23 protein-coding genes are annotated in these 25,144 nt (G+C 56.6%); 12 read left to right on the top strand and 11 right to left on the bottom strand.

Annotated elements, in window-relative coordinates:
* The first annotated feature begins 47 nt into the window (after positions 1-47).
* The 6 genes from CUC55_RS13925 to CUC55_RS13900 all read left to right on the top strand — a co-directional run bounded on the left by CUC55_RS13925 (position 48) and on the right by CUC55_RS13900 (position 7,738).
* Positions 48-1,574 carry a sugar ABC transporter ATP-binding protein gene (locus CUC55_RS13925; protein ID WP_067646434.1) on the top strand — a complete coding sequence of 509 codons (1,527 nt, stop codon included), beginning with the start codon at positions 48-50 and terminating at the stop codon, positions 1,572-1,574.
* Between the two features lie 16 nt (positions 1,575-1,590).
* Positions 1,591-2,568: an ABC transporter permease gene (locus tag CUC55_RS13920; protein ID WP_103088255.1), complete on the top strand. Its 978-nt coding sequence runs from the start codon at positions 1,591-1,593 to the stop codon at positions 2,566-2,568.
* Positions 2,565-3,440, top strand: coding sequence for a MurR/RpiR family transcriptional regulator (locus CUC55_RS13915; protein ID WP_067646429.1), 876 nt, complete (start codon positions 2,565-2,567; stop codon positions 3,438-3,440). The genes CUC55_RS13920 and CUC55_RS13915 overlap by 4 nt, the downstream gene beginning before the upstream one ends.
* Positions 3,437-4,324, top strand: coding sequence for a ribokinase (locus tag CUC55_RS13910; protein WP_067646426.1), 888 nt, complete (start codon positions 3,437-3,439; stop codon positions 4,322-4,324). The genes CUC55_RS13915 and CUC55_RS13910 overlap by 4 nt, the downstream gene beginning before the upstream one ends.
* An 82-nt stretch (positions 4,325-4,406) precedes the next feature.
* Positions 4,407-6,899 (top strand): malto-oligosyltrehalose synthase, encoded by a 2,493-nt coding sequence (gene treY / locus CUC55_RS13905; RefSeq protein ID WP_103088254.1) that lies wholly within the window; start codon positions 4,407-4,409, stop codon positions 6,897-6,899.
* Between the two features lie 125 nt (positions 6,900-7,024).
* Entirely contained in the window at positions 7,025-7,738 is a 714-nt protein-coding gene (locus tag CUC55_RS13900; protein ID WP_067646423.1) for an outer membrane protein, read from the top strand.
* A gap of 71 nt (positions 7,739-7,809) precedes the next feature.
* Here CUC55_RS13900 and zwf read toward each other — a convergent pair whose 3' ends face one another.
* The 4 genes from zwf to CUC55_RS13880 all read right to left on the bottom strand — a co-directional run bounded on the left by zwf (position 7,810) and on the right by CUC55_RS13880 (position 12,437).
* Positions 7,810-9,321 (bottom strand): glucose-6-phosphate dehydrogenase, encoded by a 1,512-nt coding sequence (gene zwf, locus CUC55_RS13895; RefSeq protein ID WP_103088253.1) that lies wholly within the window; start codon positions 9,319-9,321, stop codon positions 7,810-7,812.
* Positions 9,322-9,400: 79 nt separating this feature from the next.
* A complete protein-coding gene (locus tag CUC55_RS13890; protein WP_067646417.1) occupies positions 9,401-9,982 on the bottom strand; it encodes a histidine phosphatase family protein in 582 nt (193 codons plus the stop codon).
* A gap of 79 nt (positions 9,983-10,061) precedes the next feature.
* Positions 10,062-10,898, bottom strand: coding sequence for a GGDEF domain-containing protein (locus CUC55_RS13885; RefSeq protein WP_157940962.1), 837 nt, complete (start codon positions 10,896-10,898; stop codon positions 10,062-10,064).
* Positions 10,899-11,228: 330 nt separating this feature from the next.
* Positions 11,229-12,437: an MFS transporter gene (locus CUC55_RS13880; RefSeq protein WP_103088251.1), complete on the bottom strand. Its 1,209-nt coding sequence runs from the start codon at positions 12,435-12,437 to the stop codon at positions 11,229-11,231.
* A 308-nt stretch (positions 12,438-12,745) separates the two neighbouring features.
* On the opposite strand from CUC55_RS13880, the gene CUC55_RS13875 reads away from it, so the two are divergent.
* The 6 genes from CUC55_RS13875 to CUC55_RS13850 all read left to right on the top strand — a co-directional run bounded on the left by CUC55_RS13875 (position 12,746) and on the right by CUC55_RS13850 (position 18,864).
* Positions 12,746-13,438: a FadR/GntR family transcriptional regulator gene (locus CUC55_RS13875; RefSeq protein ID WP_170063893.1), complete on the top strand. Its 693-nt coding sequence runs from the start codon at positions 12,746-12,748 to the stop codon at positions 13,436-13,438.
* Positions 13,435-14,610 (top strand): PLP-dependent transferase, encoded by a 1,176-nt coding sequence (locus CUC55_RS13870; protein WP_103088249.1) that lies wholly within the window; start codon positions 13,435-13,437, stop codon positions 14,608-14,610. Before CUC55_RS13875 ends, CUC55_RS13870 begins: the two co-directional genes overlap by 4 nt.
* Before the next feature lie 38 nt (positions 14,611-14,648).
* Complete coding sequence (locus CUC55_RS13865) at positions 14,649-15,908, top strand: ABC transporter substrate-binding protein (protein ID WP_103088248.1); 1,260 nt, start codon at positions 14,649-14,651, stop codon at positions 15,906-15,908.
* Between the two features lie 115 nt (positions 15,909-16,023).
* The gene (locus tag CUC55_RS13860) at positions 16,024-16,956 is read left to right on the top strand and encodes a carbohydrate ABC transporter permease (protein ID WP_103088247.1); all 933 of its coding nucleotides are present in this window, start codon (positions 16,024-16,026) and stop codon (positions 16,954-16,956) included.
* A gap of 3 nt (positions 16,957-16,959) precedes the next feature.
* Positions 16,960-17,790 carry a carbohydrate ABC transporter permease gene (locus tag CUC55_RS13855; RefSeq protein WP_103088246.1) on the top strand — a complete coding sequence of 277 codons (831 nt, stop codon included), beginning with the start codon at positions 16,960-16,962 and terminating at the stop codon, positions 17,788-17,790.
* Between the two features lie 3 nt (positions 17,791-17,793).
* On the top strand, positions 17,794-18,864 hold the full coding sequence (locus CUC55_RS13850) for an ABC transporter ATP-binding protein (RefSeq protein WP_067646400.1): 1,071 nt from the start codon (positions 17,794-17,796) through the stop codon (positions 18,862-18,864).
* A gap of 20 nt (positions 18,865-18,884) precedes the next feature.
* Here the strand turns inward: CUC55_RS13850 and CUC55_RS13845 are convergent, their stop codons facing one another.
* From CUC55_RS13845 to CUC55_RS23330, 7 genes are all read right to left on the bottom strand, one after another.
* Complete coding sequence (locus CUC55_RS13845) at positions 18,885-20,180, bottom strand: LLM class flavin-dependent oxidoreductase (protein WP_067646397.1); 1,296 nt, start codon at positions 20,178-20,180, stop codon at positions 18,885-18,887.
* A 14-nt stretch (positions 20,181-20,194) separates the two neighbouring features.
* A complete protein-coding gene (locus CUC55_RS13840; protein WP_103088245.1) occupies positions 20,195-21,535 on the bottom strand; it encodes an MmgE/PrpD family protein in 1,341 nt (446 codons plus the stop codon).
* Positions 21,536-21,537: 2 nt separating this feature from the next.
* On the bottom strand, positions 21,538-22,326 hold the full coding sequence (locus CUC55_RS13835) for an amino acid ABC transporter ATP-binding protein (protein ID WP_067646392.1): 789 nt from the start codon (positions 22,324-22,326) through the stop codon (positions 21,538-21,540).
* A 12-nt stretch (positions 22,327-22,338) separates the two neighbouring features.
* The gene (locus tag CUC55_RS13830) at positions 22,339-23,052 is read right to left on the bottom strand and encodes an amino acid ABC transporter permease (protein ID WP_425352192.1); all 714 of its coding nucleotides are present in this window, start codon (positions 23,050-23,052) and stop codon (positions 22,339-22,341) included.
* A gap of 59 nt (positions 23,053-23,111) precedes the next feature.
* Complete coding sequence (locus CUC55_RS13825; protein ID WP_103088244.1) at positions 23,112-23,864, bottom strand: amino acid ABC transporter permease; 753 nt, start codon at positions 23,862-23,864, stop codon at positions 23,112-23,114.
* A gap of 23 nt (positions 23,865-23,887) precedes the next feature.
* Positions 23,888-24,724, bottom strand: coding sequence for a transporter substrate-binding domain-containing protein (locus CUC55_RS13820; protein WP_067646381.1), 837 nt, complete (start codon positions 24,722-24,724; stop codon positions 23,888-23,890).
* A 183-nt stretch (positions 24,725-24,907) separates the two neighbouring features.
* Entirely contained in the window at positions 24,908-25,042 is a 135-nt protein-coding gene (locus CUC55_RS23330) for a hypothetical protein (RefSeq protein ID WP_280940017.1), read from the bottom strand.
* Positions 25,043-25,144 lie beyond the last annotated feature (102 nt).

The raw sequence follows: 25,144 nt of genomic DNA, 5'->3' as shown, positions 1-25,144 counted from the left end.
GGGAGGCCGGTTTCGCCGGCATCCCCATCAGCCTGAGAGGTGGAACGATGACGCCACGACTGAGATTCGAAACGATTTCCAAGAGCTTTCCCGGCGTCAACGCGCTGACGGATGTCTCCTTCGACGTGGCCCCCGGTGAAATCCACGGACTCCTCGGCGAAAACGGCGCTGGCAAGTCCACGCTTCTGCGCATCCTGTCCGGCGTGTTTCGCCCGACATCCGGCACCGTATTTGTTGATGGCATGCCTGTCGCCTTCAAGAAGCCGATGGATGCCCGTGCTGCCGGTATCGCGATGATCCATCAGGAACTTCAGCAGGTGCCACACCTCAGTGTTGCTCAGAACATGTTTCTTGGCCATTCCTTGACGCATATGGGCGGTATGTTCGTATCCCGCCGCGAGCAGGAAGCCCGCGCTGCCGAAGCGCTGTCGATGATCGACAAGACCATCGATCCATCAGCGCCGATATCGTCGCTCAAGGTCGCGCAACGCCAGATCGTCGAGATCGGTCGCGCACTTCTCGACAAGGCGAAGGTCATCGCCATGGACGAGCCGACATCGAGCCTGACGCCCAGCGAGTTTGACCGTTTGGCCGAAGTCATCGCCGGCCTGTCGGCAAGCGGCGTTTCGATCATCTACGTGTCGCACAAGATGGATGAGGTATTCCGTATTTGCCAACGCTCCAGCATCATGCGCGATGGCAAGCTCGTTGATATCGTGGACCTTGCCAAGGTTTCGGAGAAAGACGTAATCGCCAAGATGGTCGGTCGCGAATTGATGCAGGAAGAGCATAATTCCTTCGTCACCGATACCGTCAAGCTCGAAGCCCGAAATCTGTCGTCGGCCACGCGAATCCGCGATGTGTCCTTTACCCTGCACAAGGGCGAAGTCCTCGGCATTGCCGGGCTGGTGGGCTCCGGGCGCACAGAACTGTTGCGCCTGCTGGCGGGTGCCGATCGCTTGAGCGCAGGATCGATCAGTATCGACGGCAAGGAGCAAAGCTTCGCCAATCCGCGTGATGCGATTGCCGCCGGGATCGGGCTGGTGCCGGAAGAGCGAAAGCGCGAGGGCATCATCCCCCTGCGCCCTGTCGCCACCAACATGGCTTTGGCCTCCCTCGGCAGTTTCTCATCCGGCGGTATGATCAACAATTCCAAGCTACGCGCCACCGCGCAGGATTTGTTGAAGCGCGTCAATCTCCGGCCTTTCCAGCTGGATCGTCCGATCCGGCTATTCAGCGGCGGCAACCAGCAGAAGGCAATTATTGCGCGCTGGCTGGCGGCCAAGTCGCAAATCCTGCTGTTCGATGAGCCGACACGCGGCATCGATGTCGGTGCCAAGTCGGAAATCTATCATCTGATCGAAGACCTCGCCCGCGAGGGCCATTCCATTATCGTCGTATCCTCCGAGCTGCCGGAAGTCATTCGCCTTTCCGACCGCGTGCTGGTCATGCGGGAAGGGCGGATTGCGGCAGACATTCCGCGTGATCAACTGAGCGAAAGCGCGATTGTCGCGCATGCCATTCCAGGGGCGAATGCCGACGCGGACGACGCGCGCATTGCGCGACCCGTGTGAACCGACAGGACAATTCATGACCACAACTTCCCATGCACCCGCCAAATCCGCCCCCGCCTTCCGCCGTTTCTCGTTTTCGTTGCGTGATGCGGGAACGTTGATCGGTCTCATCGTCATCATGGCGGTGTTTGCCGCACTCGTTCCGGGCTTCATTTCCGAGAGAAACCTCGTCAATATACTGCAGCAGTCCAGCATCAATGCGTGTCTGGCGCTTGGCATGACGCTCGTCATCATTNCCGGCGGTATTGATTTGTCGGTTGGCCCAACGGCTGCCATCTCTGCGGTCGTCACCGCCAGCCTGCTCGTGGCCGGCACGCCGATCCCGCTGGCAATCCTGGCGGGCCTCGGCGTGGGCGTCCTCTGCGGTTTCATCAATGGCGCGCTCGTCGCCTATGTCGGCTTGCAACCCTTCATCGTTACATTGGGAACGCTCAGCACCTACCGCGCCATCGCGCTCATCTATACTGGCGGCAATCCCGTTCTCGGCATTCCCCCNGGTTTCAGGTCTCTATTCAACGGCAATCTCCTCGGTATTCCAACGCCTGTGCTGATCGTCGCTGTCGTCGCCATCGCGGCTTGGACACTCCTGAAGAAGACGCCGATTGGCGAATATTTGATGGCTGTCGGTGGCAATGAAGAAGCCGCTTATGTCGCTGGCGTTCCAATCGCCCGCACCAAGATCACGGCCTATGTGATTTCCGGTGGACTGGCCGCACTGGCCTCGCTCATCCTCATCGGTCGCCTTGGTGCCGCTGAACCCATCCTTGGCAATCTTTGGGAGCTTGATGCCATCGCGGCAGCGGCCATTGGCGGCGCGTCTTTGATGGGCGGCAAGGGAAGCATTCTCGGCACGATACTGGGCGCCATCATCTTGGGTGCAATGCGCAACGGTTTGACGTTGATGAATGTTCAGGCCTTCTATCAACTGCTCGCCACTGGCCTTATAATCCTCGTCGCAATGATGATTGATCGCGCGACAAGGGGAAGAGAATGAATTCCGAAAGCTTCGACACAAAGGCCGTCGGCCCGCGCATTCGCATGATGATGCCGTTGCTGACGCCGCTCGAAGCAAAGGTCGTCGATACCGTATTCGCCATGCGTGATTTCAGCGATGAAACGTCGCTGAAACAGATCGCCGACGATGCAGGGGTATCAGAAGCTATGGTGGTGAAAATCACCAAGAAGCTCGGTTTTTCCGGCTACCGAGATTTCCGCACCGCCGTCAGCCAGTATAACCGTCAGCCGACTGCCGAAATGCACCAGGAACTCTCGGTCGAAGACACCTCTCGGGAAATCGTCCAGAAGGTTTTCCGCACCTCGATCAATGCCTTGGAAGAAACGCTTTCCATTCTGGATATGGTCGCCTTCGACAAGGCGGCGGACCTCATCCACAGCGCAAAGCACCGGGATTTCTACGGCGTCGGCGGCTCGGCGCAGATCGCCCGGGACGTCTCGCACAAGTTCCTGCGCATCGGCGTGCGCGCATCCGTATTCGATGATGTGCACATGATGCTGATGTCTGCGGCGCTGTTGACAGAGGGGGATATCGCCATCGGTTTTTCTCATTCCGGCAACACCACTGCCATCATCGAAGCGCTGCAACTCGCCAAGCGCAATGGCGCGCAGACGATTGCGGTGACCAACTACAATTCGTCAGCCCTCGCGCAGGCGGCCGACGTCGTCCTCTGTTCCACCGCGCAAGGCTCTCCGCTGATGGGTGAGAACGCCGCCGCACGCATCGCACAACTGAATATTCTCGATGCGGTCTTCATGGCGGTGGCGCAACGCGACTACGAATCCGCCGAACGAAACCTTGATCGCACCATGTCCGCCGTCAAATCCAAACGGAAAGATAGACTTTCATGACATCATCGCCGCTCGTCACCGTTTTCGGCAGCCTTCATTATGATATTGCGGTCATGGGACCTTCACGCCCACGCAAGGGTGAGACAGTGACAGGCACGTCGTGGCATCCCAAGAGCGGCGGCAAGGGCGGCAATCAGGCGGTGTCGTCGGCCCGCACCGGCATTTCCACGTCGATGATCGGTGCTGTAGCCGATGATGATTTCGGGCGGTTCTTGCTTGCAAATCTTGAACGTAAAGGCGTCGATCATACCTTTGTCCGGCGTGATGCCACCCAATCCACAGGCATGAGCGTTGCCATCTTTGATGGCGGAGGAGACTATGGTGCTGTCATCGTGTCAGGCAGCAATCTGACACTGGGGGAAGCCGATGTCACCGCTGCCCATGACGTGCTGTCGAAAACGACGCTTCTTGTCCTGCAAAACGAAATCCCGGATGCCGCCAACGTTGTCGGCGCAAAAGCCGTAAAACTTGCCGGTGGCCGCGTCTTGATCAATGCGGCCCCTGCGCGAGTTCTTTCACAGGGGCTCCAGCCGCTGATAGACATTCTTGTCGTCAACGCCATCGAAGCGGAAATGCTGGCAGATACACCCGTTGTGGAAACGCTGGATGGCGCTTTGACCGCTGCCAAAATCCTTGCGCAATCCTATCCAGAGGTCGTCGTCACCGCTGGTGGAGCCGGCGTCGCCTATGCAAGTCGAAATGGCGATGAAACTGTGATTGCGGCGATAAAAGTAGAGGTTCAAAGCACCCACGGTGCTGGAGATGAATTCATCGGCGTTCTCGCAGCGGAACTCGCGTCCGGCAAAGCAATGATCGATGCTCTCCACAAGGCAAATGCGGCAGCGGCCTTTTTGGTCAGCACGGCCGAAAAAGATCGCGTTTGATGTAAACAGACATCTTTCGTCAAAGACGGTGGAACCAGATGGCGCTCATCCGGTTTCGGCTCCTCTCCCATTGGAGCCGCGAATGACCATCCCGACAGCGACCTACCGCATTCAATTCCGCAATGGCATGAACTTCGATCGCGCCGCCGCGATAATCCCCTATCTCAAAAAGCTCGGGATCAGCCATCTCTACGCATCGCCGATATTCACGGCGACGACCGGTTCGACACACGGATACGATATTACCAATGCCAACGAAATCGACCCTGCTATTGGTGGTCGCGAAGGTTTCGACAGGTTGGTGCAGGCTTTGAAGGCGGAGCGGCTCGGGCTCATTCTGGATATCGTGCCGAACCACATGGCGGCGTCGCTGGAAAATTCCTGGTGGAAGGATGTGATCGAACACGGCGCGGAAAGCCGATACGCCCACCATTTCGATATTGATTGGTCCCGCCGCCTGACGCTGCCTTTCCTCGGTACCGATTTCGAAGTCGCACTTGAAGCAGACGAAATCCAGATCAAGGCAGATCCGGCTACTGGCAAACCTTCGCTCTGTTACCATGACGCCCACTATCCGCTCAACCCTTGCTCCTATGCTGACCAAGAAGCGGATTTGCTCGAAACGACTGACAAAAAGTGTATCGCAGATATCCATAGTCGACAGCCTTACCGCCTCACATGCTGGCGTGATGCCAGCCACGATCTCTCCTATCGGCGTTTTTTCGAGGTCACCGGTCTGGCTGGCGTGAAGGTCGAAGATCCCGAAATTTTTGAAGATACTCACGGCCTTACGCTGGAGCTGGTTCGCAATGGCGCTGTGGATGGATTGCGCGTCGATCATGTCGATGGCCTGGCAAACCCCAAGGAATATCTGGAGCGCCTGCGTCGCGAAACCGGGCCATACTGCTATATTACCGTTGAAAAAATCCTTGGCGCAGGCGAGTCATTGCCCGCCGATTGGCCTGTCTCCGGAACCACCGGTTACGAATTCATTGCCTCCCTCAGCAATCTTTTCGTGGACCATGACAAGCTCGCCCGATTGCAAGCAGCCTATGAAGCCACCACCGGCCAGCCCGTTGATATGCCGTCGCAATTGCGCGAAGCAAAACTGCTGATGGCGGACAAGAACTTCGCAGGCGAGTTTGCTACGCTTCTCGCTCTGGCAATGAAAATTCTGGGTGAGGAGACGGGGAAGCCACATCCCGACGAAGAGAAAATACGGACTGCATTACGCGAGCTTGTCGTGTCGTTTCCAGTTTACCGAACCTATGGCACTAAAGATGGCTTGCCGCCGCAAAGCGATGCGGTGCTGGCCAAGGTCGTCAACACAATCAGCGCCGGCCCCAACGCGCCGGATGCGGATGCCCTAAGCAGCTTGCAGCGCATTTTGCGCAGCGGCGAAGGCCAAACCGCTCAGGAATTCAGAACTCGCTTTCAACAACTTACCGGCCCACTCATGGCAAAGTCTGTAGAAGACACGCTCTTCTACAGACACAACATGGCACTCGCCCTCAACGAAGTCGGCGCAGAACCTCTCCCTCACCCGTATTCGGTCGAACGGTTTCATGCCGAAATGGCGGAGCGACTTGCGCAGCAGCCAGATGCTCTGTCCGCCACTTCAACTCACGATACCAAGAGAGGTGAGGACGCGCGTGCTCGGCTCTACGCCATAACCGAAGCACCGGAACTCTGGGCAGATGCCGTTAAGCGCTGGCAGTCCATGAATGCCGGTTTCAAACAGATGCTGGACGACGGCTCCGCCCCGGAGCCCGCCGTCGAATGGATGCTCTATCAAGCCTTGGCTGGTGCCTGGCCCCGCGAACTGGAAACGACGGATCGGCGAGGTTTGCAGTCTCTCGAAGACCGATTTGCCGCCTATGTCGAAAAGGCGCTGCGCGAAGCCAAGCTGCGCACAAATTGGGGCGATAGCAACGACGTCTATGAAGACGCCGTCATTGGCTACGCTCGCAAGCTGCTCTCATCGGAAANCCAAACCTTCCTGAAAGACTTCGCCCGAACGCTCGTCCCCTTCATCAAAGCCGGATCATCAAACAGTCTCGCTCAAACCCTCATCAAACTCACAGCTCCTGGGGTGCCGGACATCTACCAGGGAAGCGAAGGCATCGACCTCAGTCTGGTTGACCCCGATAACAGACGTGAACCGGCTTTCGAAGCGCTTGACGCGCAACTTGCAGCAATTGGCGACAAGAAAGACGAGACTGCAAAACTGAAGCAGCGCCTTATCGCAAACGCTCTCGATATACGCCGTGCAGCACCCGAGCTGTTTGGCGCAGGGCGTTATTTGCCTCTGAAAGTTATAGGTAATGGTGCAGAATGCATCGTGGCCTATGCGCGGGTCGCAGTCGACGATGCCCTTATCGTTGTAGCACCACGTCTGTCGATGCGCGCTGATGTCGACGGTGGCCTCCATACAGTTGCTATCGACCTGCCAGATGAGCTTGCGCACCGCAAATATATGAATGTGCTGACCAAAACCGATGTTGAATTTGGTCGCGTTTTAGACGGGTCCCATGTGGCAAGAGATTGGGGCTTGGGGTTGTTTCACCGTTGCTAATACGCAACGCACTCACGCAACGTTGGATCACCAAGGCGAATTCCTTACGATATTTTGGACGGAAGACCCGACAACTGGCTAAATCAAATGGCGGCGGGGGCCGATTCTTTCGAAAGGTCTACCAAATGCAAAAGGTCGTTAAGTTGGCAGGCTTGCTAGCTCTCCTCGCATCCTCCGCAACTGCTGCTGACATGGTTGCTCAAACTGAGCCTGCCGTCGTTGCCAATCCAGGCGGTTTTTATCTCGGCTCTATCAGCAGCCTGACGTTCCCGGACAATACAAGCTTCTCCTCCGGCGGAGCGTCGTTCGATACGGATTATGATCTCGGTATGTATAGCGGCCTGCGCGCCGGCTACAGCTTCGGTTCATATGGCTTCGTTTCTCCACGCCTTGAACTTGAAATTGGTTACGGTACAGCCGATGTCAATGAGATCAGCAGTGGCGGTGTAAACTTCGGATCAGATTCGTTCGGCGACGCGCGCACGATCCAAGGTTTTGTGAACGCTTACCTCGATATTCCCACGAACACGGCGTTCACGCCTTACTTCGGTGGTGGTATCGGCGCGATGAACCTCGAACTGCATAAGCAAGGTGTTGCAGGCGTAGTCATGGATGATGACGACACCAAATTTGCCTACCATCTCGATGCAGGCGTTGGTATCGATCTCAACACGATCTCGTTCTTCAGAGACAGCACGCTGTTCAGCAACACGACGTTCGACATCGGATATCGCTACACCGCAGCTGATGACTTCAACTTCACGGCGCGCGATGGTTCAGCATCCAGCACGGATTTCAGCAGCCACGCTGTTGTTGCCGGTTTCAGACGCCAGTTCTAAAACCAAATTTTGATGTCTTGAAAAGCCGCTCTCGTAGCGGCTTTTTTGTTGGATGATGGGTTTGCGTGACGTCACCGTTCGTTGTGCCGGAGCGTCTCCCCCAACGGACGCCAAGTGCGCCCATCTCGCTCAATCAGGTCNTGCGCAGATTTGGGTCCGTCGCTCCCCGGCTCATAGTCTTCAGGTGATCCGCCCTTCGCCCAAAGATCAAGGAAAGGCTGAACAACGGCCCATCCGGCCTCGATGCCATCGGCGCGTTGAAAGAGCGTCTGGTCACCGACAAACAGCTCGTACAATAAAGACTCGTAGCCGGTGGTCTTGCTGATGTCGAACTGGTCTGCGTAGCGAAANTCCAGCGACACAGGCACGGTATCGACCGACTGGCCCGGTGACTTGATCGACAACTCCATGCTGAGCCCTTCATCCGGTTGAACCTGAATGACGAGGCGGTTGGGAGGAAGCTTTCGCGATACGTCCGTTTCACGAAACTGGGCAAATGGCACCCGTTTGAAGGTAACCACGATCTCCGTATCGCGGGCTGCCATTGCCTTGCCTGTCCGAAGATAAAACGGAACGCCCGCCCAGCGCCAGGTATCCGCGTAAAGCTTCAGAGCCACAAAGGTTTCGGTATTGGATTCAGGCGCGATGTCCTTGGTTTCCCTGTAGGCTGGAATCGTCGCGCCATTCATGGTTCCGACGGTGTATGCACCTCGCGCCGAGTGGGTTTGCGCTTCCTGAGGCGTGTAAATCCGCAGCGCTTCCAGCAGCTTGCTTTTTTCATTGCGGATAGCCTCTGCGTGGAAACTGTTTGGCGGTTCCATGGCCACCATGGCCAGAAGCTGGAAGAGATGGTTGGGGATCATGTCGCGCAAAGCGCCGGTCGCATCATAGAACTTGCCCCGCGAACCGACATCGACCACTTCTGCGGCCGTTATCTGTACGTGGTCGATGTAGTTACTGTTCCAGAGAGCCTCGATCATCATATTGGCAAATCTCGCCGTCATGATGTTCTGGACGGTCTCTTTGCCAAGGAAGTGATCCAGCCGGTACACTTGTTTCTCGGACACCGTGTTCAGGATTTGCGCATTCAGCGCGCGTGCAGAGGCCAGATCGGTTCCGAAAGGTTTCTCGATCGCTATCCGCCTGAATGCAGCGTCGTTTTCCGTTACAAGTCCGTGTTTCCCAAGTTTCTCGACAATCGTTCCGAAGAATTGTGGTGGAACGGCCAGATAGAAAGCGGCATTGCCAACCGTGGTTAAGGCAAGACGGTTGGAGATTTCCAGGAACACCTCATCCTTCGTGAAATCGCCGCTAATGTAGGAAATACGCTGTTTCAAGCGAAGCCAAGCCTGATCGCCAGAAACAGCTTCTGCCCCGCCAAGCCCCGCCAGAAAAGCTTCGAGCCGTTCTACAAGCATGGTTTCGTCGCCAGGCTCGATCCCTACGCCGAGGATGTGCAGATCGTCACCCACCAGTCCACTGCGTGTGAGATTGACCAATGACGGTATCAGGAGGCGGCGCGTGAGGTCGCCAGTGGCACCGAAGATGACGAGTGTAACCGGAGGGGCAGGTGCAGCGTCCAAAATCAGATCTCCAACAGTCGCGAGAGGCATTGTGGGTAAAATGTAGCTGTGAGAACGCTAGATCAGGTTTCAGACCAGACTATGTCTCGTTCCAGCTTCGAACAACCGGTTCACCCAGATTGTGTTCATAGCCGAGAACACTGATGCTCGTCGTGTCCAAAACAAAAAATGACCCTGCTTCTGCCCCAAAACCAAGCCATCTGGCCGCCAAAACCCGTAGAAAGTGGGAGCTTGAGAAGATCAGGACGTTGCCGTCAACGGCCTTGATTTTCTTAATGATGGCATCAGCACGCGCGGCGACATCAAAAGCCATTTCTCCATCCGGGCACCCGTCGCGGAAGACGTTCCAACCAGGATTGTGCATCTGGATTTCCTTGGTGGTTATCCCCTCATAGCGGCCATAGTCCCATTCGGCGAGATTATCGTCTATCTCGACCTCAGGACCAAAGCCCGCCAACTCACACGTTCTTCGCGCCCGTTGAGACGGACTGGAGAATATCGCGTCGAAGCCAATTGCGGGTATTCGTTTTTCCAGACGTCTCGCGGCAGCCTCGCCGTTTTCTGTCAGAGCTATGTCGCTACGCCCTGTGTGCCGTCCCGAAAGTGACCACTCGGTCTCTCCGTGTCGAACCAGAAAAATTCGAGGATAGTGCGTGCTCATAATGTCCACCTTGTTCCTTTGATATCGACGATATCATCATTTNGAACAGGAAACGAAAGGACTATGCGCGGCTTTGAACCTAAGTTTTTCTCACTGCAACGCGTGTTTTCGCGGCTTTGGCTCTTGCCAGCAGTTCAACGTCCTTGCTGTGAACGACGCGATTTCTTCCCGATGCTTTGGCAATATAAAGCGCCTTATCGCAGGCCGTATAAAGCGCTTCAAATGTGGAATGGTCTTCCCGATCTGCCACGCCACCGGAAATCGTCATGCGAAAACGCGATGCTCCTGCGATAAATGGTTGGGCGGCAACAAGCTCCCGGCACCGCTCAGCCAGCGCGAAACGCTCCGTAGGTGTCATCGCCGACACCAAAACCGCGAACTCCTCTCCGCCAATTCGAGCGACGGCTTTGCATTGCGCAAAGTTTTCCGAGAGGTTGGCCGCCACAGCGATGATGGCTTGATCGCCGATGTCATGGCCATATTGATCGTTGATCGATTTGAACTTATCGATATCGAACAAAATCAGTGATGAATTCTCAGNCGCGCGCGTCGCCTCCTCAAGAAAAGCCCTGCGGTTGAGAAGCCCGGACAACATGTCCGTTCTGCTTAACCGTTCGAAGGTGGCTCTCGAGATGGTGAGATGGTGGATAGCGAGGCCGACAACATAGACGATGGAAAAAGTCAGAGTTGACGCGACCAATGTGGAGATAATGACGCCAACGGTTGCTGCTGCAACAACGTCATAGGGGAGCCATCCGAGCGCATCCAGGCTGTAATGGGCCAACACATTTAGAACATCCGCTACGATGGTCACGCAAAGCGTTATAGACCACGCAAACGAAAGCACGTCGCGACGGGTCTCGAAGCGGTTTGTCGAGCATGCCTCTTTNACGTAACGGTCTATAAGGGCAAGCATAGCCGATGGCTCCATAATGCTCATAAGTTATGCTGGCATCGTCTGCGCTATAGAACGTTAAATGAATTTAAGAGTGATGAATTTACCCGTAAAATCCGTAGTGTTTATGAAGAATCTGGTTAGACGTTGGGCCAGAGTTACGGCGCGTGTTGGTCGAACGGCTCTGGTGTTCGATCAAATATGAGGAAGTCTACCTCCACGCCGACAAGCCCGCGTCTGCATCGGACTATATCTGACATTTTAGTTCCAGTTCCACGGGCCAAAACCGTGCAGCACATCAGGACAAGATACACTCGTCCTGATGTGGGTTGATTGCTTCTGCTCAAGCCCTCAATTGCGAGGCTGGAGGAGTGCCAAAGCGACGGTTGAGGCTGCCAGTATGGCCGTTAGGGTTAGTGGGCCTGCTGCACCATAGTTGTCAACGACATAACCTCCTACCACCGCGCCGATGCTGATGGCGACCTGAAATGAGACCACCATCAGGCTGCCGGTTGCTTCCAAGGCGTCCGGCGCGCTGCGAGACAAATTGGTCGGCAGCACGACCGGTGCCATGCCGAAGGCGAAGCCCCAGAGTGCGACGAGCGTAAATGCAATGGCTGCATACGCGCCCCCAATCACCAGAATGAGTGCCGCGAATGCCATCAGGGCAGCGGTGACCGTAAGCGCCATCCTGACACTCGCATCGGCCATTTTACCGCCAGCAACATTGCCGAGGACGGAGGCGATGCCGAAACCAAGCAGGGCAAGGGCTATCGATTGCGTATCAAGCAGCGTCACTTGCTCCAGGAAAGGCCGTACATAGATCGAACCAGCGAAATGTCCGGTCATGAGCAACAGGATGGCAAGCATGCCCAATTGAATGCCCCTCCGTCGCGTCAGCTTGAACACGTCGGCCAAGCTGTTGCTTGTGCTTGCAGGCAGAGTGGGCAGGCTGACCGCCTGCATCAGCATGGCAATGACCGCAAGCCCGGCCGTCATGGCCATGGCGGTTCGCCAACCCAGCCAATCGCTGATCAACGCGCCCATGGATGGTGCTGCTATGGTGGCCAGCGAGACACCGAGGGTCACGATGGCCATGCCGCGACCTGTTGCATTGGCACCAACCAGCCTTGCAACAACGGCGACGGAAAGTGCCCAGAAACCGCTCAGCGCAATGCCAAGTCCAGCTCTGCCTACCAGCAACAACCAGAATTCGCCGGCTGTGGCGGCAAGGATGTTGGAGCCGACCGCGAGCGCAGTAAGGGCAACCAGCACCGTTTTTCGGTTAATTTTTCCGATCAGAACGTTACTGAACAAAGCCGTTACGGCACCGACGGAAGCGGTGGCCGTGACAACCTGTCCCGCAGTTCCTTCACTTATTCCCAGATCGCGCGCCATCGGTGTTAAANGTCCGGCTGGCAAGAACTCGGCAGACACCAGAGCAAAGCTGGTAGCGGCCATGGAAAGCACGGCAAGCCAGGTCGCTGCTGTCCACGCGGTGTCTTCTACCGCTTCACAATCACCGATTGGCTCATCGAGCTGTAAAGTTGTGTCCGTCATATCTATGTCTCCTACATCGCAGACATCTATAAACCGACTCTTCAGGATGATCTGTATCTTAAAATCCTAAATTCATGTCCAATCGTCCGGAATTGATGCGGCGCACAACGCCGACGATGAGTTTGTGACGTGTTCTCCTGAGTAAATCCAGCAGGGGCTCTCAGTGAAGTGAAAACGTAAAAGCGGTTGTTTCATGAAAGCAATGTTCTTGATAATTTNCTGACATCTGATAATCGGTAAGATGTCAGACCAATTATTGACTGTGGAGTCGGGGTTTTGGAATGGACAAATCGGCAGATAATCACCTGATGACGCCTTTGCCAACGGTTGACAGGGTGCGCCAGGTCGAGGCGGCACTTGCCGAATTCGTGAACAGGGCAGGGCTGAAAGCTGGCAGTCGCCTGCCTGCCGAGCGCGAACTCATGACAGCTCTGGGTGTTGGCCGTTCCACCATCCGTGAGGTCATTCGCAAATTTCAGGCGCTTGGCGTCATTGATAGTCGCAAGGGTAGCGGCAACTACCTGCTCAAGCCGATTTCCAGTGCCACCGTGCATATGCCGATTTCCATTGAGACGGAAAGCCTGCGCGACGCCTTGCTGATGACGCTGGAGGTCCGCCGCGGAATAGAGGTCGAGGCCTCGATGGCTGCCGCGCGTCGCAGAACGGACGGCGATATCGAGACCATGCGACTGCGGCTTGAGGAGATGGAGCGTGTCCATCTCGCCGAGGGCACGTCGGGCAAGGCCGATCTGGCCTTTCACCTCTCCATTTATGACGCCACCCACAATTCGCTGTTTAAGCAGCTTCTGGAGCAAATGCGTGAAGGCTTCGAGCGGTTCTGGTTGAAACCTTTCGATAGGCCGGACTTCGCAGCACGCTCCTTTCCTTTCCATCGCACGCTTTTCAACGCGATTGTCGCAGCAGATGCGGTTGCAGCGCGCGAAGAAACGCTGAAAATTCTCGCCATTGTCGAGGAAGATATCAAGNACATGTCCAAATGAGCCAAGGCAATGATCTCTATGATCCCGCATCTCTCATCGTTGCCCATGATGCAACACATGCTTTCGAGGCTGTGGTGCCGCCTATCGTCCAGACCTCGCTTTTCACCTTCTCAAGCTACGACGAAATGGTGGCCACCTATCGCGGCGAGAGGAATCGACCTGTCTATACGCGTGGATTGAACCCTACGGTTCGGATGTTCGAGGAGATGCTGGCGAAGCTTGAAGGCGCCGAGGATGCGCTGGGGTTTGCCAGCGGCATGGCGGCAATTTCCTCCACTGTTCTGTCTTTTGTTTCGCCTGGGGACCGTATCGTTGCCGTGCGTCACGTCTATCCGGATGCCTTCCGTCTTTTCGGCACCTTGATGAAGCGCATGAACATCGGCGTGACCTATGTCGACGGTCGTGATGAGGCCGCCGTCGAAAAGGCGATGCCCGGTGCGAAGCTTTTCTACATGGAAAGCCCGACGAGTTGGGTCATGGAAGCGCATGATGTCGGCGCACTGGCTGCGATTGCGCGCCGTCACGGCGCGATTTCGGTGATCGACAACTCCTGGGCGAGCCCGATCTTTCAAAAGCCCCTGTCTCTCGGCGTTGATCTGGTCGTGCATTCCGCCTCGAAATATCTCGGCGGCCATAGCGATGTGGTATCCGGTATCGTTGCGGGCTCGAAAGCCATGATCGATACTATCCGTGCCGAGGCCTATCCGTATCTGGGCGGCAAGATGTCTCCGTTCGATGCCTGGCTTTNGATCCGCGGATTGCGCACCCTGCCCATCCGCATGAAAGCGCATCAGGAATCGGCGCTTGAAATCGCCTCGCGTCTGCAGACGCTCGATGTCGTCGAAACCGTTTGCCATCCCGGTCTGGTCAACCGCCTGCCGCCTGGCCTCAACGGAACGTCCGGCCTGTTTTCATTCATCTTCCGCGAGGGCGTGAATGTCAGGGCCTTTGCGGATCGTCTCGAACTTTTCAAACTTGGTGTTTCCTGGGGAGGACATGAAAGCCTGATCGTCCCCGGCGAAGTGGTACTCGAACAGAAGGCGCAGCCGAATTCAGCGCATACGTTCGGTATCAGCCCGCGCTCCGTGCGCCTGCATGTCGGTCTTGAGGGTACTGAAGCGCTCTGGAACGATCTTGAACCTGCGATCAGGGAGGCATCTGCCACCGCCTGACGCGTTGACGAACGACGACAAAAAANCGGGAGAACGCAATGAAAAAACTGGTAGCAGCAACACTCTTTACCGTCTTGATGGCCGGAACGGCACTGGCGGACACGACCTTGAAACTCGTGGAAGTCATCACGAGCCCTGAACGCACCGAGACCCTCAAGGGCCTCGTCTCCAAATTCGAATCCGCCAATCCCGGCACAAAGGTTGAGATCGTCTCCCTTCCATGGAGCGAGGCATTCCAGAAGTTCGCCACCATGGTTTCGGCTGGCGACGTTCCCGATGTGATTGAAATGCCAGACACGTGGCTGTCGCTCTATGCCAATAATGGCTTGCTTGAAAGCCTTGAGCCCTATCTGGCAAAGTGGGAACACACCGCCGGTCTGAGCGCACGCACTCTGGAGCTTGGCCGCGACGTCAAGAACACAGCCTATATGCTGCCCTACGGTTTTNACCTGCGTGCCATGTTCTACAACAAGAAGCTGCTTGAGCAGGCAGGGGTGAAGGAACCGCCGAAGACGCTCGTAGAATTCGCCGATGCCTCCAAGAAGATTGCCGCCATCCCCGGAAAATACGGATATTGCCTGCGTGGCGGCCCGGGCGGGCTGAACGGCTGGGTCATGTTTGGCGCGTCCATGGCTGGCTCCAACGAGTTTTTCACAAAGGACGGACAGTCCACCTTTGACAGCCCCGGCTGGGTGAAGGGTCTCACTTATGTGGTCGATCTCTACAAGAACGGCTATGCGCCAAAAGACAGCGTCAACTGGGGCTTCAATGAGATCGTCGCAGGGTTCTATTCCGGTACATGCGCTTTCCTCGATCAGGACCCGGATGCTCTGATTGCTATTGCGCAGCGCATGAAAGCCGAAGATTTCGGCGTGATGACGATGCCGAAGGGTCCAGATGGCAAGACGTTCCCGACAATCGGCTTTGCAGGTTGGTCGATGATGGCGTCGTCCAAGAGCAAGGACTTGTCCTGGAAGCTGATCGAAACACTGGAGGGGCCTGAAGGCAACATCGAGTGGAACAAGAAAACCGGTGCGCTTCCCGTTCACACCTCGGCAGAAAAAGATCCGTTCTATGCCAGCGAGCAGTTCAAGGGTTGGTTCGATGAACTGGCAGACAAGAATGCCGTACCGACGACCATGCCGACCTATCTCGAAGAATTCGCGTTCTTCAAGGACTCGCTTGTCATCAAGTCATCGCAGGAGGCTCTTCTGGGTGACATCACCCCGGAAGAACTCGCCAAGCAGTGGGCTGACTACATGACCGAGGCTCAGCAGAAGTTCCTGAAATCGAAATAATCGAGACAGGCAGCGCGTGAAGATCCACGCGCTGCCTGATCACCGCTTCGATTGAGAAACAAACGAGATCAGCGCATGGCGCCACCCGTTGCCGTCTTTCGCTGGGGAGCATCTGATGTCCTATACCCAAAGCGCCGGGCCTGTGGCTCCGCGTAAACCCGCATTGCAACGTCTGGCAAGAGCCGCCGAACCGTGGCTCTACAGTGCACCCGTCCTGGTCCTTATCATCACGGTCATGATGGTGCCGCTGGTTTTGGGCTTGTCTTACGCCTTTCGCGACGTTCAATTGCTCAACCCGTTCTCCGGAGGGTTTATAGGGCTAGACCATTTCAGAGAGCTGTCGCAGGACGTCGCTTTTTATCGCGCATTGAAGAACACGCTTTGGTGGACCGGGGCTTCGGTCTTTCTCCAATTCTTCTTCGGGCTTATCCTCGCCCTGCTTCTGGACAAGCCTTTTGCGGGCCGTGGGGTGGTGCAGGCGCTCGTCTTCCTTCCCTGGGCCGTGCCGACCTTTCTTGCCGGGCTCAACTGGGCGTGGCTGTTCAATCCGGTCATCGGTCCGCTGCCGCATTGGATGACGTCGCTGGGGCTACTCTCTGCGCCCAACAACATTCTCGCGGATCCGCATCTGGCCATGTGGGGTCCGATCATCGCCAATGTCTGGTGGGGCATTCCGTTTTTNGCGATCACGTTGCTGGCCGCCTTGCAGGCAATTCCCCGTGATCTCTATGAGGCCGCATCGATTGATGGCGCAACGCCGCTTCAGCGCTTCACATCCATCACGCTTCCGTTTCTGGCGCCGACCATAGCGATCACCGTTTTGCTGCGCACAGTCTGGATCGCCAATTTCGCCGACCTCATCATCGTCATGACCAATGGCGGACCGGCCGACCGAACGCAGATCGTTGCAAGCTACATCTTCACGCAAGCCTTCAAGCGGCTCGACTTCGGTTACGCATCCGCCATCGCGCTGGCTCTGCTCGTGCTTCTGCTCGCCTATTCCATGGTCATCGTCATCATGCGCCAGCGCCTCATCGAGAAGGATTGATCCATGACAGGTAGGATTTTTCTCACCATCGCGCATCGCTTCGCGCTTCTTCTCTACGTTATCTTCGCGCTATTCCCGCTTTTCTGGCTCCTCAAGGTGTCGGTTACGCCCAACGATCTTCTTTACAGTGAAGGCGTGCGGATGTGGCCGTCGCATACGACGCTCGATCACTATCGTTACGTCATCGAGAACAGCGCGTTTCCCACTTTCTTCAAGAACAGCGTCATCGTCGCAGGCTCGACAGCGTTTGCGGTGACCATCCTGTCTTCGCTGGCCGGTTATGCGCTGTCGCGCTTCCGCTTTCGCGGCAAATACTGGATCATCGGGTTGATGCTTGTCACGCAGATGTTTCCGCTCGTCATGCTGGTCGCGCCCATCTTCAAGATGCTTTCGCCCTTGGGCCTGACGAACAGCCTGACGGGCCTCGTCATAGTCTACACGGCGTTCAACGTACCCTTNGCGACTTTTCTCATGCAGTCGTTTTTCGACGGTATTCCAAAGGACCTCGAGGAGGCGGCGATGATCGACGGTGCCAGTCGCTTCACGGCGTTCAGGCAGATCATTCTGCCGCTGACCCTGCCCGGTATTGCCGCAACGCTCGGCTTTGTCTTCACGGCAGCGTGGAGCGAGCTGCTCTTTGCCTTGATGCTGATTTCCGGAAACGAAAGCGCCACATTCCCGGTTGGTTTGCTGACCTTCGTCTCGAAGTTTTCGGTCGATTTTGGACAGATGATGGCGGCAGGTGTGCTGGCGTTGATCCCCGCATGCCTCTTCTTCCTGCTCATTCAACGATACCTCGTGCAGGGCCTGACGGCCGGTGCGGTGAAAGGATAATCCATGGCTTCCATCGAGCTTAATCGCGTCGCCAAATCCTATGGTGATCATCCCGTCCTGCACGGTGTCGATCTTTCCATTGCCGATGGCGAATTCGTCGTCCTCGTCGGCCCATCGGGCTGCGGAAAGTCCACGCTTCTGCGCATGATCGCGGGTCTTGAAGAGATCACCTCCGGTACGCTCATTATCGACGGACAACTGGTCAACGATCTCAAGCCGAAGGACCGGGATATAGCCATGGTCTTTCAGTCTTATGCGCTCTACCCGCATATGAGTGTGGCAGACAATATGAGCTACAGCCTGCGTTTGCGGAAAAGCCCCAAGGAGGTAATCGCGGCAGCGGTTGCCTCGGCATCCAGCAAGCTTGGGCTGGACCCCTATCTCGCGAGGCGTCCAAAGGCGCTCTCAGGTGGACAGCGCCAGCGCGTCGCCATGGGGCGAGCGATTGTGCGCCAGCCGAAAGCATTCCTCTTCGACGAACCGCTCTCGAACCTGGATGCGCGCCTTCGCGAGCAGATGCGGGCAGAAATCAAGCGCATGCAGGCCGATCTGCGCGCCACCTCCGTTTATGTGACCCACGACCAGATCGAAGCCATGACGCTCGCATCCCGGATCGTTGCCATGAATGACGGCTACGTTCAGCAGATCGGCGCGCCGCTCGATCTTTATGATCGTCCGGCCAATCTGTTCGTCGCAGGCTTTATCGGTTCACCCGGAATGAATTTCATTGCAGGCCGGTGCGTCCAGGGGCCGGATGAAAGCGCAATGGCGCTGCCGGATGGCAGCGTGTTGCCACTTCGACGACGGATTGCCGTGCAAGACGGCGAGGCGATAACGCTCGGAATTCGACCCGAACACGTTGTCGTCGCTCCTGATGCGGAAGGCATTGAGGCCAAGGTTGACCTTGTCGAGCCAACGGGCCTTGGCATCATCCTGCATCTGGCAGTCCACGGAATGCCCTTCAAGCTGTTTTCGTCAGACCGGGCGCTTTTGCAGCCGGGCAAGTCCATCACTGTCGGATTGCCGCCGGAAAAACTACATGTCTTCGACGCGAAGGGCGACCGTATCGACTGAATTGGCGGTGGCAGCCGTCGTCACAGCGGCGGGCGCGCCAGACCGAGATGATCGCGCAGAGTTGACCCCTCGTATTCCGTGCGGAACAGGCCTCTTTCCTGAAGGATCGGGACGACCAGCTGCGTGAAATCCTCAAGCCCTTCCGGGAAGAAGGGCGGCATGACGTTGAAGCCATCGGCGGCGCGTCCGTCAAACCATTCCTGCATACGGTCGGCAATTTCGACTGGCGTGCCAAGAACGATATGATGACCGCGACCGGCGGCCACACGCAGGGCCAATTGACGGATCGTCAGGCTTTCGCGGCGTGCGAGAGCGGTCAAGAGTTCGGCCCGGCTGCGCAACTGGTCCGATATCGGCAGATCCGGCAGAGGACCATCGGGATCGTAGTCGGCAAGGCTGTGGCCAATGCGCTCTTCGAGAAGCGGCATCGCGCTTTTCAGCTCGGTCCACTGGTCAAGCTCGGCAAGTTTTTCCGCAGCTTCCTTGGAGGTGCGCCCGACGACCGGCAAAAAGCCGGGCATGACGGCCACATCATCGGGCTTGCGACCGAATTTCTCGACGCGGGATTTCAGGCTTTTGTAGAACGCCTGCGCTTCGGCAAGGCTCTGCTGTGCCGTAAACACCACGTCAGCCGTGCGGGCGGCGAGATCCTGTCCGGGGCCTGATGAACCGGCCTGGATAAGGATCGGATGGCCCTGCGGAGAACGGGGAATGTTGAGTGGACCCTTGACGGAGTAATATTTGCCCGCGTGGTCAAGCATGTGCACCTTGTTCGGGTCGGCATAGATGCCGTTCTGCTTGTCCTTGATAAAGGCGTCATCATCCCAACTGTCCCACAGGCCGCGGACGACATCGACAAATTCTTCTGCCACCGCGTAACGTTCGTCATGCTCGGGGTGAGACTTTGAGAAATTATTCGCCGTGCGGGCATAGGATGTCGTCACGATGTTCCAGGCGGCGCGGCCATGGCTCAGATGGTCGATTGAGGAGAAGGAACGCGCCGTGTGGTAAGGCTCGCCATAGGTGGTGGAGGACGTTGCAGCGAGACCAATCTTCTCAGTGACAAGCGCAAGGGCTGCAAGCAATGTCAGCGGTTCGAACCGAGCGATGGTCGAGGGATGCGCGTCCACGCCGCTGGTCAGGCCATCCGCCAGGAAAACCATGTCGAACTTTGCCCGCTCGGCCATTTGCGACACGCGGCGCAGCAGATCGAAGTTTTCGCTGCCTGCTTCCGCCTTCGGGTGACGCCAGCCGGAAACGTGGTGGCCCGCACCCTGAAGGAAAAGACCCAGATGAATTTGTCTCTTGGCACTCATGGTAAAATCTCTCGTCAAACGAAGTTCTGATTGAGCAGTTCAAGAAGCCGGGCAAAATCTGCCTCACTCCTCATGCTGCGGACAAGGTCTGGAATATCTGCAAAAGCCGGGTTACCCGCTGTCGCGTCCTGGAATTTTTGGGTTGGATCGGTCACGCCCGGCAGGCCATCGAAGCGGCGCTGTATGGTGCTGCCATCTTTGAGCGCAATGTCCAGAACGACGAAACGCGTGGTCGGATCACTCGTCATCCGCGGCGCCGTTTCATCATGTTGGCGGCTGGCAAGGCTGGCGAGCGCCATGATGCGGTTCTCGACCGGACGTTCATCGAAATGGTCAAGCCGCAAAGCGCCGTCGAGCAAGGCTGCGGAAAACACATATTCCGGGCTGAACCGTGCTTCGATGCCATTGCCAGGCTTTGTCACGACCAACGCCGCATCCGCACCGGGCGGATAGGTGAAGGTGATCCTGTCAATCTGCTCGGCTTTTAGCCCTTCAGCGTGGAGTTCGATGCCGAGTGACGCGACAGGATGGCTGGCCGTGCAGCAGGGATAGGCCTTGAGCGTCAGGCCGGGGGAGAGGATCTGCCATGGGTCGCCCNAGTTTTTGCTCGTCAGTTCTGGCTGTCCTGCGCCAAACGCATAGGCGGCGTAGAAACTGACCGGGTTGTCCAGAAAGTCGGGCGCGCCACCGAACCCAGCCGCTGCCAATCGCGCCGCGAGCAGGCCGGACCGCGCCGCCATGCCAGCATGATATGGCTTTGCATCAAACCCGAACTGCAATCGCAGCCCGGCGGCCTGTGTTGCGGCCAGTCCAAGCGAAATGGCTGTCTCTTCCACCGAAGCGCCGCTCAGGTGACAGATCGCGGCTGCGACACCCACAGGACCAAGCGTTGCGGTGGCGTGAAATCCGTTTTCATAATGCTTGGAGCCCACAGAAAGCCCCAGCCGCGCCATAGCTTCCAGCCCCACAACGTAAGACGCGATGAAAGCATCTGCACTGAAGGTCCTTTCAGCGGCAAGCGCCAGCAGTGCTGGCACAATGACCGTTGTTGGGTGCCCTCGCAGGCTCGCATGAACATCGTCATAATCAAGCACATGGCCCGCATAGGCGTTCAACACTGCCGCAACCAGCGGATCTGTTCGTCTTGCCTGACCGACAAGGATTGCCTTTCCCGGCAAATCTGCGCCGATGACGTCCGCGAGCACACCCGCCGTGCGGTTGTTGGCGCCAGCGATCATGCAGGCAAGAAAATCTGTTATCGCCGTGCGCGCCGCATCCATTGCGGCTTGATCCCCGCTTGGATCGGATTGGACGATTGCCTTGGCAAAGGCAGTCGTGAATTTGGCATTCTCCATGGTCAGATACCTTCGCCGTCACGCACTGAGGCACGGGCGCCGGACAAGCCGCCGACGAATTGTCGGATACGGGAATTGTCGGAATCGTGAAAAATCTCCTTCGGCGAACCATGAGCAACGACGCGGCCGTTTTCCGTAAACACCACCGTGTCGCTGATTTCTTCGGCAAAACGCATTTCGTGGGTAACGAGGATGCTGGTCATGCCATCGCGGATGAGGTCACGGATGACCCACAGAACCTCGCCCACCGTTTCAGGGTCGAGCGCCGATGTCACCTCGTCAAACAACACGAGTTCCGGCTTCATGGCCAATGCGCGTGCGATTGCCACACGCTGCTGTTGGCCGCCGGAAAGCTGGCCGGGATAGGCATCCGCCTTTTCAGACAGCCGGACTTTCTCCAGCAATTCACGCGCAAGTTTCTCGGTTGCGGTACGGTCGGCACCCAGAATGCGCGTCGGCGCAAGCACGATATTGTCGAGAACGGTCAGATGCGGAAACAGATTATACTGCTGGAACACGATGCCGACCCGCTTGCGCAGTTCAATGCGCTCGCTTTCTTTCGTCAGCGTGTCTACCCGTGTGCCCGCCACGGTGATCCGACCGCTTTGCGGCATGGCCAGCGCGTTGATACAACGCAGCAGGGTTGATTTGCCGGAGCCTGAGGGGCCTATGATAGAAACGGCATCACCTTTGTTGACGGTGAGATCAATGCCCTTGAGCACCTGCGTGTTACCGAAAGACAGGTGAACGTCTTCCAGTTTCACGATCGCGGTATCTGTGGATGTAGTCATCGTCAAAATCCTTCAGCCCGCGTTGAAACGCTGTTCGAGGCGGCGGGTAAGCCGGGATATCGGGTAGCAGAGCGTGAAAAACGCAGCCATGACAACAACATAGGCGATAATGGTGAAATCAAGTCTGCGCACCGCTGTGCTGGCATCGGTTGCCGCATGCATCAATTCGTGGACGCCCACCAGGGATGCAAGCGATGTGCCCATGGCAATCGAAGAAGCGACATTCATCCATGGCGGCAGTGAGCGGCGCACACATTGCGGCAGAATGACGAAGCGCAACGACTGCTTGCGGGAAAAGCCAAGCCCCTTGGCCGCTTCCCACTGCGTCGTCGGTATGGAGAGCACGGCACCCCGGGTGATTTCGGCTATGTAAGCGCTGGCAAGAATGGCAAGGCCGATCACGGCCTTGATCCAGTCCGGAAACGCCAGATAATTGCCGAACACCACGATCTCAAAGGGAAAGATATAGGTGGTCGCAAAGATCAGAACGAGCGCCGGTGCGTTGCGAAAAATCTGAACGTAGATGGCAGCCGGCCAGCGAATGAACCAGTAGGGCGCCAGTTGCATGAGGCCGAGCAAAACACCTGCCGTCGTGCCGATTGTGATCGCACAGAGCGTGATCACGATATTCATCGAAAAGCCGGAAGCAAGATAGGGCAGCCACATCACCAGTTCCTTGCCCAGAGTCAGGTCAATAAGGGACCAGACAACGACCAGCAGCGGCATGGCAAAAAAGCCGGCATAACGCAGAATACGGCTGCTTTTCTTGGGTGCATGGTTCTGTGTCATGCTGATAACCCATATCCCGGAACGGCCAGCTTTCGCTCCACCCACGAACCGGCGCGGGCGATCAGAAAATTGATCAGGCTGAAAAAGGCGAGAAGGACAATCATCAGCTCAACGACGTTGTCGCGCTGTGTCCAAACCATAATCGATGCATAGGTGATTTCACTGACGGCAATGGCATTGCCCACGGTTGTCGATTTGACCAGGCTGATAAGCCCGTTGACGATGGCGGGCAACGAGGCGCGGAACGCGAGGGGTATCTGCACGTAACGCAGGATTTCGAACTGGCTAAACCCCATGCCTCTTGCGGCTTCAATCATAGACGAGGGCACCGCTTCGATGCCGCCACGGATCGCTTCCGCATGCAACGCGGCCACATGCAGCCCAACCACGGCAACCACCCAGAAGAAAGGAGACAGCGGATTGTTCTGTGCGCCACCGAATAGGTTGGAGACAAATGTGTTGAGCACGAGAAAGCTGAACATGAGTTGCACAAGTGTCGGCGTGTTGCGCGTGAGTTCTACGAAAGCACGCACCGGCGCAGACAGCCAAAGCCTGCCTGAAGTCAGGCAGGCTGCAAAANTCAATCCGAAANCCAGACTGACGGGAATGGTGACGGCAACAAGATAAAGCGTGGTGATGAAACCATCTCGCCAGATTTGCGCCTCGTAACCCGTCGCCAGAAATTCATAATTGAGACCAAGCCTGCTCGTCAGATCGACGAACAGGCTCGTGAAATTTACATCATTCATCAGGATTTACCGCTGGCTTCCGCTCATTGTACGGCAGAAAGCTTCTTGTTCTCTTCCTCGAGGTACTTGGTATTGAGCAAGCGGTTTTCCTTCGCCATCTCAAGCAGTTTGCCTGATGTGTGAAGCTTCTTCACAGCGTCATCGAGAGCGGTCTTGGTGTCTTTTTCGTCCTTGCGCAGCCAGATCACGGAGTCGGACGGGATCAACTCTGTCGGAAACGGAATGGCAAAGTCTTTCCACTCGTCGGCCCGGTCAACAAGCAGCAAGCCCACGGTCGCACCGACATGGACGGCTGCAACGCAGTTGCCGCCCTGAAGTGCCAGCAGCGATTCAGGCTGGCTTGGCAGAGCCTTTACGATGGCTCCATATTCTTCCGCCAGTGGCTGGGCGTAATTCGAACCCTGGGAAATGCAAACCGGCTTGCCCTTGAGATCAGCCCAGTCTTTCAGGCCGCTATCCTTGCGCACAACGGCAGCGCCACCCGCACGGTCATAGGGTGTTGGCACATAATCAAGGATTTTTGCGCGTTCTTCGGTGTACTGCATGTTGGCGATAAGGATATCGACTTTGCCCTGCTGCAGAAACTGCACGCGGTTTGGCGGTGTTACGGTGACTGTCTCCAGCTCGACACCGAGATCTGCGGCCAGCGCTTTCGCCAGGTCAACATTGTAGCCTTTTTGCTCCTGCGACTTTGGATCGATAAAGCCAAACGGCGCGCCCGAGAGAATAACGCCCACAGTCAGCTTGCCCCGGCCCTTGATCCGATCCAGCGTTGCGTCTGCAAAAGCCTGAGTGCTCGCCAGTGTTGCGAGCGAAATGGAAACCCCGAAAATAACTTTGGTAATGGCTTTGGCAAACATCGATGACTCCCTGTTTCCGGCAAAATAGACAAAGGGCCCGCTCTCGGCGAGGAGAGATTTTCCAAGAATACGGCTGCAAATGAAATAATTTTACACTGATAGGAAATATGGCCACCTTATTCTCGTGCAGGAGCCGGATGTCTGTTCCGATGGTGGTGATGCAGGTTTTTGTGGCTATAGCGCCTATTTCGTTCGTTCAAGGTCTTCCAGCAGCGCCTCTATTTCCTGCGAGACAGGGACATCAGGCGGGTGATCCAGTTTGGCGCGCTGGCGATAGGAGGGGCTCTTCACATACCAGTCGATCAAGGCTGATGCCACCTCGACCGCTCTCTCATCTGTTTTGCTGACGTGGTTCTCTTCACACCAGGCAGTATGAAACCGGTCTATTTCTTGAAGATCATGTGACGAAAGCAGAGGAAG

This window comes from Agrobacterium bohemicum (genome assembly GCF_002896715.1).
Taxonomy (GTDB): domain Bacteria; phylum Pseudomonadota; class Alphaproteobacteria; order Rhizobiales; family Rhizobiaceae; genus Agrobacterium; species Agrobacterium bohemicum.
This window is presented reverse-complemented; position numbering and strand designations above follow the sequence as displayed.